Genomic DNA, 15,504 nt, shown 5'->3' with positions numbered 1-15,504 from the left:
AGGCGCCGACCAAGCGCTTGACCAATCCCGACTCCCCAATCCCCAATCCCGGCTCCATGCAATAATCCCCGGCCCCCAGCATCGCCGGCCGCCATGACCACCGCTCTCGTCACCACCGCCCTGCCCTATGCCAACGGACCGCTGCATCTGGGGCATCTGGTCGGCTACATCCAGGCCGATATCTGGGTGCGCGCGCGGCGGCTGCGCGGCGACCGTACCTGGTTCGTGTGCGCCGACGACACGCACGGCACGCCGATCATGCTGGCCGCGGAGAAGGCCGGGGTCACCCCGGAAAGCTTCATCGCCGCCATCCAGGCCAGCCACGAGCGCGACTTCGCCGCGTTCGGCGTGGCCTTCGACCACTACGACTCGACCAACTCGGCCGCCAACCGCGCCCTGACCGAGGCGTTCTACGCCAAGCTCGAGGCCGGCGGCCACATCGCGCGGCGCTCGGTGGCGCAGTTCTACGACCCGGCCAAGGGCATGTTCCTGCCCGACCGCTACATCAAGGGCATCTGCCCGAACTGCGGCAGCGCCGACCAGTACGGCGACAACTGCGAGGTCTGCGGCGCCACCTATTCCCCGACCGAACTGAAGGAACCGAAGTCGGTGATCTCGGGCGCCACGCCGGAGCTGCGCGATTCGGAGCACTTCTTCTTCGAGGTCGGCCGCTTCGACGGCTTCCTGCGGCAGTGGCTGGCCGGCGACGTCGCCCTGCCCGGGGTCAAGGCCAAGTTGATGGAATGGCTGGACAGCGAAGGCGGCCTGCGCGCCTGGGACATCTCCCGCGATGCGCCGTACTTCGGCTTCCAGATTCCCGGCCAGCCGGGCAAGTATTTCTACGTGTGGCTGGACGCGCCGATCGGCTACCTGAGCAGCTTCCAGACCCTGTGCGCGAGCCTGGGCGAAGCGTTCGAGCCGCACCTGGCCGCCGGCACCGCCACCGAGCTGCACCACTTCATCGGCAAGGACATCGTCAACTTCCACGGCCTGTTCTGGCCGGCGGTGCTGCACGGCACCGGCCACCGCGCGCCGACCCGGCTGCACGTCAACGGCTACCTGACCGTCGACGGCGCCAAGATGTCCAAGTCGCGCGGCACCTTCGTCATGGCCCGCACCTACCTGGACGTGGGCCTGGAGCCGGAAGCGCTGCGCTATTACTTCGCGGCCAAGTCCTCCGGCGGCGTCGACGATCTCGACCTGAACCTGGGCGACTTCGTGGCGCGGGTCAACGCGGACCTGGTCGGCAAGTTCGTCAACCTGGCCAGCCGCTGCGCCGGCTTCATCGACAAGCGCTTCGCCGGCAAGCTCGCCGACGCGCTGCCGGACCCGGCGCAGTACACGCGCTTCGTCGCCGCGCTGGCGCCGATCCGCGACGCCTACGAGCGCAACGACCCGGCCAGCGCGATCCGCCAGACAATGGCCCTGGCCGACGAGGCCAACAAGTACATCGACGAACACAAACCCTGGGTGCTGGCCAAGCAGGACGGCGCCGGGGCGCACCTGCAGGCGGTGTGCACGCAGGGGCTGAACCTGTTCCGGGTACTGGCCGCCGCGCTCAAGCCAGTGCTGCCGCGCACCTGCGCCGAAGCCGAAGCGTTCCTGTCGGCCCCGCTCGGCGCCTGGGACGACCTGCAGGCGCCGCTGCTGGCGCATGTGATCCAGCCCTACACCCCCTTGTTCACCCGTATCGACCCGAAACTGCTCGACGCCATGACCGACGCCTCCAAGGACACCCTCGCCCCCGCCTCGGCCGCCGCGGCCGCTGCCGCCAAACAGGAAGCGAAGGCCACCACCAATCCCCAATCCCCACTCCCGAATCCCGGCGTCATCGGCATCGACGACTTCGCCAAGCTCGACCTGCGCATCGGCAAGGTGCTGGTCTGCGAGTTCGTCGAAGGCTCGGACAAGCTGCTGCGCTTCGAACTGGACGCCGGCGAACTGGGCAAGCGGCAGATTTTCTCCGGCATCCGTGGCAGCTACGGTGAGCCGGACAAGCTGGTCGGCCGCAACGTGGTGTTCATCGCCAACCTGGCCCCGCGCAAGATGCGCTTCGGCCTCAGCGAGGGCATGATCCTGTCGGCGGGCTTCGACGGCGGTTCCCTGGCCCTGCTCGACGCCGACAGCGGCGCGCAACCGGGCATGCCGGTGCGGTGACAGCCGGGATTCGGGAGTCGGGATTGGGGATTGGTTGAGCGCACACCCTCGGCCCAGTCGAGCCCATGAACTGCTGTTGCGAATCCCTAATCCCAAATGCCGAATCCCAGCGCCCTCGCGCTCTTCGACTTCGACCACACGGTCACCACCGCCGATACCTATTCGGGGTTCCTGCGCCGTGTGGCCACGCCGGCGCAGCAGGCGCGGGCGCGCTGGACGGTCGGGCCCTGGCTGGCCGGCTATCGGCTGGGCCTGGTGTCGGCGGCGGCGCTGCGCACGCGGGTGACCCGGCTGGTGTTCGCCGGACGCGACGCGGACGACATCGCCCGCGAGGCCGAGCACTATGCGCAGGAGGCGCTGCCGTCGCTGTTGCGACCGGAGATGATGCAGCGGATCGCCTGGCACCAGGACCAGGGGCACGCCGTGGCGCTGGTCTCGGGTTCGCTGGATCTGTATCTGCAGCCCTGGTGCAAGCAGCATGGGCTGCACCTGATCTGCAATCGCCTGGAAGTGCAGGACGGGCGCCTGACCGGCCGCTATCGCCACGGCGACTGCGGGCCGCGCAAGGCCGCGCTGATCCGCGTGCAATACGACCTGAGCACCTATCGGCGCATCTACGCGTATGGCGACAGCCGCGAGGATCGGCCCATGCTGGCACTGGCGCACGAGCGCTGGTACCGCGGGCGCCGGATCGCCTGAGCCGATGACGCTGCGCCAGACACCGCCGCCCCTGCCGCCCGCGACGCAGCGCGTGGCCGCCTCCGCGGCACGCAGCGACGCCGAGGCGACGCCACCGCGCGACCGCAGCGCGGTCGTCGCCTTGTCGATCGTGGCGCTGGCGATCCCGCTCGGCATCGCATTCGCCGTCAGCATGTGGGGCTGGCGCATCCACCCCGCGGCGCGCAGCGACGACGCCTGGGTGGCGATGCCGGCGCCGCGCCCCGGTGGCGCCATGCCCGGCGCGCCGGCCGCCGTCTCCACGCGTGCGCCCACGAACGACCCGACCGTAGTGATCGCCCGGTTCCGCGAGGACGTGCTGCCGGCGATCCGGGTCGGCCAGGCCGCGCAGGTGCGCCTGGCCGACGCTGCCGACATCGCCTGGATTGGCCACGTGCAGGCGATCGGTGCCGGCGCGGACGCGGACACGGCGATCGACACGGCCGCGCAGGCCGGCAACCATGTCCAGCGCGTGCGGCGGCAGCCGGTGCGAATCGTGCTGGACCGTGCGCAGGCCGCGCCCGCCACGTTGGAACCGGGCACGGCGGTCCAGGTCGTGATCAACACCAGCAGCGCGCGCTAGGGTCGGGCCGCGACGAGGCCGCGCTACACTGTGCCGGCCAGCCACGCCGGCGTTTCCGCTTCTTCGCCCCTGCTCCACGCCGTGCGCTGCCGCGCCGCCTCCGTCATGACGCCCGCCCACGACACCCTGCTCGAACGCCTCGATCGCCTGCTGCCGCAGACCCAATGCGGCCAGTGCGGGTTCGACGGCTGCCGTCCCTACGCCGAGGCGATGGCAGCCGGCACGGCGCAGGTGGACCGCTGCCCGCCCGGCGGCGATGCCGGCGCGCGCGCCCTGGCGCGGGTGCTCGGGGTCCCCGCCCTGCCCTATGACCGCAGCCGCGGCACGCACGCGCCGCCGCAGGTGGCGTGGGTGGTCGAGGCCGACTGCATCGGCTGCACCAAGTGCATCCAGGCTTGCCCGGTCGACGCCATCGTTGGCGGCGCCAAGCACATGCACACGGTACTGGCGCCCTTGTGCACCGGTTGCGCGCTGTGCCTGCCGGCCTGCCCGGTGGACTGCATCGTCCTGCGCTGAGACTGCCGCTGCAGCGCGGCCGCCACGGCGGGCGCATCCGGATCGGCACCGGCCGCGTATGTCCTGGTGTCATCCCACCGGAGCGCCGTGCATGCCGACGTCGACCGCCGCCTTCCCGTTCACCCGACCGTCCCTGCCGCTGGCCCTGGCTCTGGGCAGCGCCGCCCTGGTCGCCGCCACGCCGGCGCGGGCGATGCTGCACTACGAGGGCATCGCCTATGCCGCAGACGGCAAACAGGTGCTGTACCGCGAAAGCCACTGGGTGCGCGAGGATGGCGCGCGCCTGGTGCTGTACCAGTGCGCGGACGGCGCCGCGTTCGCGCGCAAGCGCGTGGACGACGGCAGCGCCGCGCCGGACTTCGAACTGGTCGATGCGCGCAGCGGCTACCGCGAGGGCGTGCGCCGCAGCGGCAGCGGGCGCGAGATGTTCAGCCAGGCCAAGGGCCAGGCCGAACGCCGCGCGCCGCTGCCGAAGAGCGCCCAGGCGCAGGTGATCGACGCCGGCTTCGACGCCTACCTGCGCCAGCGCTGGGACAGCCTGGGCAGCGGCGCGCCGCAGCGCATCGCCTTCGTGCTGCCCAGCGAACTGCGCACGCTCGACTTCCGCATCACCCCCGGCCCGGCCGATGCCGAGGTGCAGCGCTACACGCTGAGCCTGGCCGCCTGGTACGGCACGCTGCTGCCCGACCTCAGCGTCGCCTACACGCGCAAGGACCGGCGCCTGCTGGAGTTCCGCGGCGTCGGCAACATCCGCGACGCACGCGGCCGCTACCCGAGCGTGCGCATCGAGTTTCCCGAACGCCTGCGCGGCCAGGCCGACGCCGGCGCGTGGGAGCAGGCGCTGCAGCAACCCCTGGTCGCGCAATGCAGCGCGCGCTGAGCCGCGCCACCAGCGCATTCACGCCGGCCCCTGCCGCACCCGCTACAACCATGCCTGCGCATCGCTCGCGCATCGACGAGGACACCTCATGGCCAAGGCCTACCTGTGGTTCAACGCTGCGCTGTACGCGCTGCTGGCAGTCTGGTGCACGCTGCTGCCGGCGCAAACCGCCGCGGCGGTGGGCTATGTCGGCCTGGACCGCTCCGGCCAGTCCGAATACCTGGTCATCTACGGCGGCCTGCAACTGGGCATGGCCTTCCTGTTCGGCTACTTCGCCCGCACCGGGCAACTGCGCACCGGCTTGCTCCTGGCGCTGGCCTTCTACGTCCCCATCGTGCTCTACCGCAGTGCCAGCCTGTTGCGGCTGTGGCCGGTGGGCCCGACCACGACCGGGCTGGCCGCGTTCGAGATCGTCCTGCTGCTCGCCGCAGTCGTCCTGTGGCGACGCCAGCGCGCCTGAGCGACGCCCGCGGCGAAAGCCTGTAGCATCGCGCCGACCTTCGCCACCGTCTCCAGGCATGACCGAGTCGCCCGATCACGACGAAGCAGGACAATTGCTGGTCGCCACCGCCACCGGCGACAGCGCTGCGTTCGAACGCCTGTACCGCACCACCTCCTCGCGCCTGTTCGGCGTGTGCCTGCGCATCGTGCCGCAGCGCGGCGAAGCCGAGGACGTGTTGCAGGAGGTGTTCTCCGCGGTCTGGCGCAAGGCCGCGCAATTCGATCCGCAGCGCGCACGCGGCCTCACCTGGCTGACCATGATCGCCCGCAACAAGGCCATCGATTATCTGCGCGCACGCGCGCCTGCGCGGCAGTCGGTGGCGCTGGACGACGCCGGCGAGCTGCAGGACGAAGGCCGCGATCCGCTCGCCGACACCGAGTGGCGGGTGGCCGGCCGACGCCTGGACGTGTGCATGGGCGAACTGGAGCCGCCGCGCGGCGAGCTGATCCGCACCGCGTTCTTCGAAGGCATCACCTATGAGGAACTGGCCCAGCGCAGCGGCACGCCGCTGGGCACGGTCAAGAGCTGGATCCGCCGCGGCCTGGCCAAACTGAAAGCGTGCCTGGAACGATGAACGCCTCCGTGCCCGATCCGCAGGAAACCCCGCCGCCGCGCGACGTGCTGGCCGGCGAGTACGTGCTCGGCGTGCTCGACGCGCAGGAGCGCCGTGCCGCCGAGGCGCGCATCGACAGCGACCACGCATTCGCCGCGGCGGTGCTGCAGTGGCAACAGCACCTGATGCCACTGGCCGACGAGATCGCCCCGGTGGAGGTACCCGAACGTGTGTGGGTGCGCATCCGCGCCTCGCTGGGCCTGGATGCGCCGGCGCCGCGCGCGCGCCCTGCCGCACCCGGGTTCTGGGACAGCGTGCGGACCTGGCGCTGGCTCAGCGCCGGCGGCTTCGCCACCGCCACCGCCTGCCTGCTGGCGCTGCTGCTGGCGCGCGCGCCGGTGCCGCCGCCGGCCACGCAGCCGCCGCCGGTCGCCACCACCACGCCCAAGCCCAGCGGCATCGCGATGACCTCCACGCTGATGCAGGACGACGGCAAGCCCGGCTATGTGGCGCTGATGGACGCCGACAAGCGCAGCATCACCCTCACCCCACTGGGCGGCAACCGCGACAACGCCCGCGTGCCCGAGCTGTGGCTGATCCCGGCCGACGGCAAGGCGCGCTCGATGGGCGTGTTCGACGAGGCCAAGGCGCGCGTGGCACGCATTCCCGATGCGTTGATGCCCTTGCTCAGCGACGGCGCCGTGCTGGCAGTGACCATGGAACCGCCCGGCGGCGCGCCCGGCGGTGTGGCCACCGGCCCGGTCGTGGCCAAGGGCGGCATCAGCACGCTGCAGCTGGCACCGTAGACAATTTCCCTTCTCCCCTCGGGAGAAGGTGCCCCGAAGGGGCGGATGAGGGTACGGGCGAAGCCTCGTGGACCTGATTCCGCGAGCGCTTCGCTCCGTACCCTCACCCCAACCCCTCTCCCGATGGGAGAGGGGCGCTAGCGCCTCGGCGCTTTCGGCGCCTTGCACGCACCGCGCACAGGCCGTGCCACCCGCAGGCTGTGCCGCGCTCCTCCAGGAAAACACGGCGCGCATTCACCCGCCCACCACTCGTCTGCCGTCAGCATCGACGCCGCCATCGCGCATCCGCACGACAGCCAAGATCTTCCGATTCGCGCAACGCCTGCGCTGCGCTGTCGTGGCCGCAATGCCTCGCAAGCAGCTGTGCAGGGGAAATCCGACGCGGGTGCATCCGTCTTCCGGTTTCGCTCGTATCGCTCCCCAAGTCCCCCAATGAGACGCGCTTGTGCCGAGTCCCGTTCCGGAACCCCGCCCTGCCTCACCCCCGCCTGCGCCGCCTGGCCGCATCCTGCGCACCTTGCGGCGCTGGTTCGACACCAGCGCCGAGATCGAGCTGGATCCGGCACGCGCCGACCGCATCGACTGGCTGCGCGCCGCGCCCTACATCGGCCTGCACCTGGCGTGCCTGGGCGTGTTCTGGGTCGGCGTATCGTGGTTCGCCGTCGGCATGGCCGTGGCGATGTACGCGGTGCGCATGTTCGCGCTCACCGGCTTCTACCACCGCTACTTCGCCCACCGCGCGTTCAAGACTTCGCGCCCGGTGCAGTTCCTGTTCGCCGCGATCGGCGCCACCTGCGTGCAACGCGGGCCGCTGTGGTGGGCCGCGCACCACCGCAACCACCATCGCCACACCGATACGCCGGCCGATCCGCATTCGCCGCGCCAGCACGGCTTCTGGTGGAGCCATAGCGGCTGGTTCCTGACCCCGCGCGGTTTCCGCACCGATTGGGAAGCGATCCCGGACCTGCGCCGCTTCCCCGAACTGCGCTTCCTCGACCGCTTCGACCTGCTGCTGCCGGTGCTGCTGGCGCTGGCGCTGTTCCTGCTCGGCGGGTGGCTGCAACAGCACGTGCCGCAGCTCGGCACCGATGGTCCGCAGTTGCTGGTGTGGGGCTTCTTCGTCTCCACCGTGGCGCTGTTCCATGCCACCTTCACCATCAATTCGCTGGCGCACCGCTTCGGCAGCCGCCGCTTCGACACCCGCGACGACAGCCGCAACAACCTGTGGCTGGCGCTGCTGACCTTCGGCGAAGGCTGGCACAACAACCATCATTTCTTCCCGGGCGCCGCGCGCCAGGGCTTCCGCTGGTGGGAACTGGACCTGACCTGGTATGGACTGAAGGCGCTGTCGTGGACCCGCGTGATCCGCGAGCTCAAGCCGGTGCCGGCCGGGCTGGTGCGCGCGCAGGCGCGTGCCCGATGAGCCGGATCGCGGTGGTGGGCTCGGGGATCGCCGGCCTCGGCGCGGCGTGGCTGCTGTCGCAGCGTCACGAGGTGACGCTGTACGAAGCGGCCGATTATCTCGGCGGCCATACCCATACCCATGCGATCGAACTGGACGGCGTGGAATACGCGGTGGACAGCGGCTTCATCGTGTTCAATCCGCAGCACTACCCGCTGCTGAGCGCGTTGTTCGCGCGGCTCGGGGTGGCGTCGCAGCCGACCACGATGAGTTTCTCGGTGCACGAGGAGCGCACCGGACTGGAGTACAACGCCGGCACGCTTGGCGGGCTGTTCTGCCAGCGCCGCAATCTGCTGTCGCCGCGCTTCTGGCGCATGCTGCGCGATCTGCGGCGGTTCTACCGGGAAGCGCCGCAGGCGCTGCACGACGTCACCCTGGCGCAACTGACCCTCGGCGAGTTCCTGCAGCGCCACGGCTACTCCGAGGTATTCCGCGACGCACACCTGGTGCCGATGGCCTCGGCGCTGTGGTCCTCGCCCTCGCGGCAGATCCTCGACTTCCCGATGCGCCAGCTAATCGGCTTCATGGCCAACCACCACATGCTGCAGGTCAGCGGCCGTCCGCAGTGGCAGGTGGTGCGCGGCGGCTCCAACAGCTATGTGCGTGCGCTGCGCAGCCGCTGGCGGGTGCGCGAGCGGCTGGGCACGCCGGTGCGCGCGCTGCAGCGGACCGCGCACGGCAGCGTCGCGATCGCCTGCGATGCCGACACCCAGCAATACGATCATGCGGTGTTGGCCTGCCACGCCGACGACGCGCTGCGCCTGCTCACCGATCCCAGCGAGGCCGAAACCGAGATCCTCGGCGCGATCGGCTACCAGGACAACGAGACCGTGCTGCACACCGACGCGCGCGTGCTGCCGCGCGACCGCCGCGCCTGGGCCGCGTGGAACGCGCACGTGCCGGCCGATCCGGACGCGCCATGCACGGTCAGCTACTGGATGAACGCCCTGCAGTCGCTGCAGGCGCCGCAGCCGTTCATCGTCAGCCTCAACCGCAGCGACGCGATCGATCCGGCCAAGGTGCTGCGGCGCATGCGCTACCGGCATCCGCTGCAGACCCAGGCATCGGTGGCGGCGCAGGCGCGCAAGGGCGAGATCCAGGGCCAGCGCAACACCTGGTTCGCCGGTGCCGGCTGGGGCTTCGGTTTCCACGAAGACGGCCTGCGCAGCGCGGTCGACGTGGCCGCGGCACTGGGGGTACCCTGGTCATGACGCTGATGCGCCGTGCTGCCGTGCCCGCCCCGCCGGCTGGCGCCGTCTCGACAACGTCGGCGGCGGCGGGCACGACCTTGCATGGCCTGCACAGCGCGGTGTACACCGGCTGGGTGCGGCATCGCCGCTATGCGCCCAAGGCGCTGGCGTTCCGTTATCCGCTGTTCCTGCTGTACTTGGACCTGGACGAACTGGAGCAGGTGTTCGCGCGGCGCTGGCTGTGGTCAGTGAACCGGCGCAACGTGGCCGAGTTCCGCCGCAGCGACTATCTGGGCGACCCCGCGCAGCCGCTGGACGAGGCGGTGCGCGACCGTGTGCAGCAGCACACCGGCGAGCGCCCGCTCGGCCCGGTGCGCATGCTCACCCACCTGCGCTACTTCGGCCACTGCTTCAATCCGGTCACGTTCTACTACTGCCACGACGCGCAGCAGCAGCTGCACAGCATCGTCGCCGAGATCACCAACACGCCGTGGCGACAACGCCACGCCTACGTGCTGCCGATGGCCGAGGCGCGCAGTCACGGCGCCACGCACGCCTGGCGCTTCGCCAAGCGCTTCCACGTCTCGCCGTTCATGGCGATGGCGCACACCTACGCCTGGCGCTTCAGCGAACCCGGCGCGCACCTGCGCGTGCACATGGACGTGCTCGATCCCACGCCGGCGACGACGCGGCGGCGCTTCGACGCCACCCTGGTGCTCGAGCGCCGTGCCCTCGACGGCGCCAGCCTGGCGCAGGCGCTGCTGCGCTATCCGGCGATGACCCTGCAGGTCATGGCCAAGATCCACTGGCAGGCGCTGCGGCTGTGGCTGCGCGGCAACCCGGTGCACGACCATCCCGACCATTCCCTTCCGCGAGAACGCCGATGAACGCTCCGCATGCGCCCTCTTCCGCCGCCGCGCTGACCCCGGCCGCCGCCCCGATGCGCGGTCTCGATCGCCTGCTGCGGCAACGCCTGCTCGCCACGCTGGACGGCCTGCGCGAGGGCCAGTTGCGCATCGAGGAGGCCGGCACGCTGACCACGCTGGGCGATGCCAGCGCCGGCGCCGACGCGCTGCAGGCGCACCTGCGCATCCACGACCCGCGCTTCTACCGCCAGGCCGCGCTCAACGGCAGCGTCGGCGTCGGCGAGGCGTACATGGACGGACTGTGGGACTGCGACGACCTGGTTGCGCTGGTGCGCCTGCTGGTGCGCAACCGCGACCGCCTGGACGCGATGGAAACCGGTCTGGCCCGGCTCGGCGGCCTGGCGATGCGTGGCCTGCACGCGTTCGCGCGCAACACCCGCGCCGGCAGCCGCCGCAACATCGCCGCGCACTACGACCTGGGCAACCAGTTGTTCGAACTGTTCCTGGATCGCAACCTGATGTACTCCTCGGCGATCTTTCGCGACGCCGACGCCGCCTTGGGCGAGGCTGCGCTGGAGCGCGCGGCCGAACGCAAGCTGCAGCGCATCTGCGCCAAGCTCGACCTGCAGCCGCACCACCACCTGGTCGAGATCGGCACCGGTTGGGGTGGCTTCGCGCTATATGCCGCCAAGCACCACGGCTGCCGCGTCACCACCACCACCATCTCGCGCGAGCAGTACGAACTGGCCCGACAGCGCATCGCCGTCGCCGGGCTGTCGGACCGGGTCGAGGTGCTGCTGCGCGACTACCGCGATCTCGACGGCCGCTACGACCGCCTGGTCTCGATCGAGATGATCGAGGCGATCGGCCACCAGTACCTGGACACCTACTTCGGCAAGGTCGGCAGCCTGCTCAAGGACGACGGCCAGGCGCTGATCCAGGCCATCACCATCGAGGATCATCGCTACGCGCAGGCGCTCAAGTCGGTGGACTTCATCAAGCGCCACATCTTCCCGGGCAGCTTCATTCCCTCGGTGGCGGCGATGACCGGCGCGATCGGCCGCGCCAGCGACCTGCGCCTGTTCAACCTGGAAGACATCGGCCCCAGCTACGCGCTGACCCTGCGCGCCTGGCGCGAGCGCTTCATGGCCAAGTTGCCGCAGGTGCGCGCGCTCGGCTACGACGAACGTTTCATCCGCATGTGGGAGTTCTACCTGGCCTACTGCGAAGGCGGCTTCCTGGAGCGCTCGATCGGCGACGTGCACCTGTGGCTGAGCAAGCCGCGGGCGCGGCCGGCGCAGTTCGCGCCGGCGCTGGCGGGCGACGCATGAGCAACCTGATCAACTACCTCGCCCTGCAAGGGCTGTGGCTGGCCGCGGTGGTCGGCGCCGCGCACGGGCTGGCCTGGGCCGGCCCGGCGGCGCTGGCGCTGTTCGCGCTGCACCAGTTGTGGCCGCACCGCCGTGCCCGCGGCGACGCCGCGCTGATCGCACTGGCGCTGCCGCTGGGCGCCGGTGTCGATGCCGCCATGCGCGCCGGCGACTGGGTGCGCTACGCCGCCGCGCCGCCATCGCCGTGGCCGCCGCTGTGGATCCTGGCGCTGTGGGCCGGCTTCGCGCTGACCTTCCAGCATTCGCTGGCCTGGGTGATGCGCCATCCCTGGCGCGCAGCGCTGTTCGGCGCCACTGCCGGCCCGTTGGGCTATGTGCTGGCCGCACGCGGCTGGCAAGCGGTGACGCTGGTGCAGCCATTGCCGCAGGCGCTGCTGGCGCTGGCCCTCGGCTGGGCCGCGGCACTGACCCTGCTGAGCCTGGCCACGCGGCGCCTGAGCGCCGCAACGCCGGCGCTGTCGGCAACCGGAGCGACGCGATGAACGCCTGGCCGCTGTTGCATGTGGGCGTGTTCACCGTGCTGGTCATGCTCGCCGGCTGGGCCTGGCAGCGGCAGACCCGCAACGCCGGCGTGGTCGACGTGCTGTGGTCGGCGTGCATGGCGCTGACCGCGGTGTACTGCGCCTGGCGTGCCGACGGCGCGCTGCTGCCGCGCGTGCTGACCGCGGTGCTGGGTGGACTATGGGGCGCGCGCCTGGCCTGGCACCTGGGCGTGCGCGTGTTCGGCGATGCCCACGAGGATGGCCGCTATCGCGCCCTGCGCGAGCACTGGCGCGGCGACCAGCGCAAGTTCCTGGCGTTCTTCCTCGGCCAGGCGCTGGTAGTGCTTGCGTTCGCGGTGCCGCTGTCGGTGGCCGCGCACAATCCGCAGCCGCAGTGGAGCGTGTGGACCACCCTGGCGGTGGCGACCTGGCTGATCGCGGTGGGCGGGGAAAGCCTGGCCGACCGGCAACTGGCCGCGTTCCGCGCCGACCCGGCGAACAAGGGCAAGACCTGTCGCCAAGGCCTGTGGCGCTATTCGCGGCATCCGAACTACTTCTTCGAATTCGTGCACTGGTTCGCCTATGTGTTCCTGGCGGTGGGCAGCGGCGCGCTGTGGGTCGGCGTGGCCGCGCTGGGGCCGGCGCTGATGTTCGCCTTCCTGTACCGGGTCACCGGCATTCCCTACACCGAACAGCAGGCCCTGCGCTCGCGCGGCCGCGACTACGCCGACTACCAGCGCAGCACCAGCGCCTTCTTCCCCATGCCGCCGCGGCACTGAGCCGCGCCAGGAGATCCGCCGATGTCCAGCACCTTCGCCACCTCTTCCCCGCCCGCCGCGCCGGCCGAGCCGCTGGCCACGCGCCTGGCCGAATCCGGCCTGCTGCCCGACGCCGTGCTGCGCGCGGCGATGCGCCGGCTGTGCACGCAGCGCCTGCGCGACGAGCGCGACGGCGGCGCCGACGCGGCCTGGGAACGCCAGCGCCTGCTGATCGAATCGCTGCGCGAGAGCGCCATCGCCATCGAGACCGACGCGGCCAACCGCCAGCACTACGAAGTGCCGCCACGCTTCTTCGAGCTATGCCTGGGCAAGCGCCTGAAGTACAGCAGTTGCTACTGGGATGCGAGCACGCCGGACCTGGACGCGGCGGAAGAGCGCATGCTGCAGCTGTACGCCGAACGCGCGCAGCTGCGCGACCGCCAGCGCATCCTCGAACTGGGCTGTGGCTGGGGCTCGCTGACGTTGTGGATGGCCGAGCATTTCCCCGGCGCGCGCATCACCGCGGTGTCCAACTCGCGGCCGCAACGCGAACACATCGAAGCGCAGTGCCGCGCACGTGGACTGAGCAACGTCAAGGTCATCACCCACGACGCCAACACCCTGACCCTGCCCACCGAGAGCTACGACCGCGTGGTCTCGATCGAGATGTTCGAGCACATGCGCAACTACCGCGAACTGCTCAAGCGGGTCAGCCACTGGCTGGTGCCGGGCGGACGGCTGTTCGTGCACATCTTCTGCCATCGCGACCTGGCCTACCCGTTCGAGGTGCAGGGCGAGGACAACTGGATGGGCCGGCACTTCTTCACCGGCGGCTTGATGCCGGCGGCCGACACCCTGCTGCAGTTCCAGGACGACCTGGCGATCGAACGCCGCTGGCTCCTGTCCGGCCAGCACTACGAGAAGACCGCCAACGCCTGGCTGCACAACCAGGACCGCCATCGCGATGCGCTGATGCCGGTGCTGCAGGCCACCTACGGCGCCGACGCCAAGATCTGGTGGCAACGCTGGCGCATGTTCTGGATGGCCTGCGCGGAACTGTTCGGCTACGAACAGGGCCAGCAGTGGGGCGTGGCGCATTACCGGTTTGTGAGGCGCTGAGGCGCCGGGATTGGGGAGTGGGGATTGGGGATTGGCAAGGCGGCTTGCTGCCGCCTGATCGTCTACGCGTAGGAGCGGCTTCAGCCGCGAGGGGCGTTACCGGTGATGCCTGTCGCGGCTGAAGCCGCTCCTACCAAGATCAAGGGATACGCGAGCGACGTCGTGGCGGCAAGACGAATCCCCAATCCCCAATCACCACTCCCGGCCGCTCAAGCGGCCGCCGTAACGACGATCTCGATCTTCCAGGCCGGGTCGGCCAGCTTGGCCTGCACGGTGGCGCGGGCCGGGGTGTTGCCCGGGCTGACCCATTCTTCCCAGACCTTGTTCATTTCGGCGAACTCGGCCAGGTCGGTCATGTAGATCTCGGCGCGCAGAATCCGGCTCTTGTCGGTGGCGGCGAGCGCCAGCAGCCGATCAATCGCCGCCAGCACCTCGCGGGTCTGGCCGGCGATGTCGGCGCTGGTGTCCTCGGCGATTTGCCCGGCCAGGTAGGCCACGCCGTTGTGCACGGTCATTTCCGACATCCGCGGGCCGGTATCGAAACGCTGGATCATGATGCGCTGTCCTGTAGTGGGAAGACCGCGCCATTGTCGCGCGATTGCGCCGCGGCTGCAGGCGCCGGCCGCCACAGGCGATACGCCACCGGCAGCAGCCAGGCCAGGATCAGCACGATCGCCAGCTTCTGGGTCAGGCCGCGCGGCGGCGCGCGCCACAGCACATGCACCCACAAGGCCACGAACGCCAGCACCGCCAGCAACAACAACGGCCCGGCGCGGCGCTGCCACGCCTGCTGCCGGCGCAGCCAGACACTTTGCAACAGCATCGCCGTGGTCACGCACAGGAACGCGGTCTGCGCGGATAGCCCGTGCACCAGCGGCGCCAGCAGCGGCGCGCGCTGCGGCAGGTAGCTGTCGCCGAATGCGACCCCGCATAACCCCAGCGCCGCACAGCCGAACAGCAGCACGGGCGCGCCGCTGCGCGCGCGTGGCGGCGCCTGCGCATACAAGCCGGCTGCCAACGCCATCACGCCGGCGGCCAGCAAAACGTAGACAGTGCGCAGCACCAAGCCGCCAGGGCCATGCAGGTACTGGCTGAGCGTGGCCTGCTGCCAATGCAGATCGGCGCGCACGACCTGCGACGCCATCGCCACACCGAGGAACAGCAGCGCCAGCAGCAGCGCCGCGGCACCGGCCAGGCGCGTCCAGCGCGGCGGCGCGGGAAAGGGAGATGCGGACAACGGCATGACAGGCTCCGGAACCCAACACAGACCATCGCCGCAAGCGCCGGCCATGGCCCCTGCCGCGGCCCCGACGCCGTGGCGACGTACGATTCCACTATCATGCGCGTCGCCGGCGTGGCCGGTATAGCCTAGAGCGCGTGATGCACGGTGAGAGGAGCGGCATGGTGATGGAGGGATCGGTATGCGCTGCGACACGCGGCCAGGGATGGCACCAAGCCAACCCGCGCAGGGCCGGCTTCGCGCCGCTGATCGCTCCACTGTCGGGACGTGGCACGTTGCGTG

General features: G+C 70.6%; 17 protein-coding genes. 15 read left to right on the top strand and 2 right to left on the bottom strand.

The features are described from left to right. Positions 1-93 precede the first annotated feature (93 nt). The 15 genes from metG (at position 94) to FHR66_RS04615 (ending at position 13,982) form a co-directional block, all read left to right on the top strand. A complete protein-coding gene (metG, locus tag FHR66_RS04685) occupies positions 94-2,157 on the top strand; it encodes a methionine--tRNA ligase (protein ID WP_160968264.1) in 2,064 nt (687 codons plus the stop codon). Positions 2,158-2,253: 96 nt separating this feature from the next. Beyond that, a complete protein-coding gene (locus tag FHR66_RS04680; protein WP_160968262.1) occupies positions 2,254-2,856 on the top strand; it encodes an HAD family hydrolase in 603 nt (200 codons plus the stop codon). Positions 2,857-2,860: 4 nt separating this feature from the next. After that, positions 2,861-3,457: an HlyD family secretion protein gene (locus FHR66_RS04675; protein WP_160968260.1), complete on the top strand. Its 597-nt coding sequence runs from the start codon at positions 2,861-2,863 to the stop codon at positions 3,455-3,457. A gap of 81 nt (positions 3,458-3,538) precedes the next feature. Beyond that, the gene (gene rnfB, locus FHR66_RS04670; protein ID WP_326520298.1) at positions 3,539-3,973 is read left to right on the top strand and encodes an Rnf electron transport complex subunit RnfB; all 435 of its coding nucleotides are present in this window, start codon (positions 3,539-3,541) and stop codon (positions 3,971-3,973) included. Between the two features lie 91 nt (positions 3,974-4,064). Continuing rightward, complete coding sequence (locus FHR66_RS04665; protein ID WP_160968256.1) at positions 4,065-4,853, top strand: hypothetical protein; 789 nt, start codon at positions 4,065-4,067, stop codon at positions 4,851-4,853. 88 nt (positions 4,854-4,941) lie between these two features. Continuing rightward, entirely contained in the window at positions 4,942-5,313 is a 372-nt protein-coding gene (locus FHR66_RS04660; RefSeq protein WP_160968254.1) for a DUF4345 domain-containing protein, read from the top strand. Positions 5,314-5,371: 58 nt separating this feature from the next. After that, positions 5,372-5,929 (top strand): sigma-70 family RNA polymerase sigma factor, encoded by a 558-nt coding sequence (locus FHR66_RS04655; protein WP_160968252.1) that lies wholly within the window; start codon positions 5,372-5,374, stop codon positions 5,927-5,929. After that, entirely contained in the window at positions 5,926-6,714 is a 789-nt protein-coding gene (locus FHR66_RS04650) for an anti-sigma factor (RefSeq protein ID WP_160968250.1), read from the top strand. The genes FHR66_RS04655 and FHR66_RS04650 overlap by 4 nt, the downstream gene beginning before the upstream one ends. Before the next feature lie 445 nt (positions 6,715-7,159). Then, positions 7,160-8,137: an acyl-CoA desaturase gene (locus FHR66_RS04645; protein ID WP_184449202.1), complete on the top strand. Its 978-nt coding sequence runs from the start codon at positions 7,160-7,162 to the stop codon at positions 8,135-8,137. Beyond that, entirely contained in the window at positions 8,134-9,387 is a 1,254-nt protein-coding gene (locus FHR66_RS04640; RefSeq protein WP_167087528.1) for an NAD(P)/FAD-dependent oxidoreductase, read from the top strand. Before FHR66_RS04645 ends, FHR66_RS04640 begins: the two co-directional genes overlap by 4 nt. Then, the gene (locus FHR66_RS04635) at positions 9,384-10,253 is read left to right on the top strand and encodes a DUF1365 domain-containing protein (protein ID WP_167087526.1); all 870 of its coding nucleotides are present in this window, start codon (positions 9,384-9,386) and stop codon (positions 10,251-10,253) included. The genes FHR66_RS04640 and FHR66_RS04635 overlap by 4 nt, the downstream gene beginning before the upstream one ends. Further along, entirely contained in the window at positions 10,250-11,563 is a 1,314-nt protein-coding gene (locus FHR66_RS04630; RefSeq protein ID WP_167087524.1) for an SAM-dependent methyltransferase, read from the top strand. The genes FHR66_RS04635 and FHR66_RS04630 overlap by 4 nt, the downstream gene beginning before the upstream one ends. Continuing rightward, positions 11,560-12,105: a DUF2878 domain-containing protein gene (locus FHR66_RS04625; RefSeq protein ID WP_167087522.1), complete on the top strand. Its 546-nt coding sequence runs from the start codon at positions 11,560-11,562 to the stop codon at positions 12,103-12,105. Before FHR66_RS04630 ends, FHR66_RS04625 begins: the two co-directional genes overlap by 4 nt. Next, positions 12,102-12,884, top strand: coding sequence for a DUF1295 domain-containing protein (locus FHR66_RS04620; RefSeq protein WP_167087520.1), 783 nt, complete (start codon positions 12,102-12,104; stop codon positions 12,882-12,884). The genes FHR66_RS04625 and FHR66_RS04620 overlap by 4 nt, the downstream gene beginning before the upstream one ends. 21 nt (positions 12,885-12,905) lie before the next feature. After that, positions 12,906-13,982 (top strand): SAM-dependent methyltransferase, encoded by a 1,077-nt coding sequence (locus tag FHR66_RS04615; RefSeq protein WP_167087518.1) that lies wholly within the window; start codon positions 12,906-12,908, stop codon positions 13,980-13,982. A 209-nt stretch (positions 13,983-14,191) separates the two neighbouring features. Here FHR66_RS04615 and FHR66_RS04610 read toward each other — a convergent pair whose 3' ends face one another. Both FHR66_RS04610 and FHR66_RS04605 read right to left on the bottom strand, forming a co-directional pair. Further along, a complete protein-coding gene (locus FHR66_RS04610) occupies positions 14,192-14,536 on the bottom strand; it encodes a RidA family protein (protein WP_167087516.1) in 345 nt (114 codons plus the stop codon). After that, entirely contained in the window at positions 14,533-15,225 is a 693-nt protein-coding gene (locus FHR66_RS04605; protein ID WP_208417129.1) for a DUF998 domain-containing protein, read from the bottom strand. The genes FHR66_RS04610 and FHR66_RS04605 overlap by 4 nt, the downstream gene beginning before the upstream one ends. Between the last annotated feature and the right edge of the window lie 279 nt (positions 15,226-15,504).

The organism is Xanthomonas sp. F4, from assembly GCF_011761895.1.
This window is presented reverse-complemented; position numbering and strand designations above follow the sequence as displayed.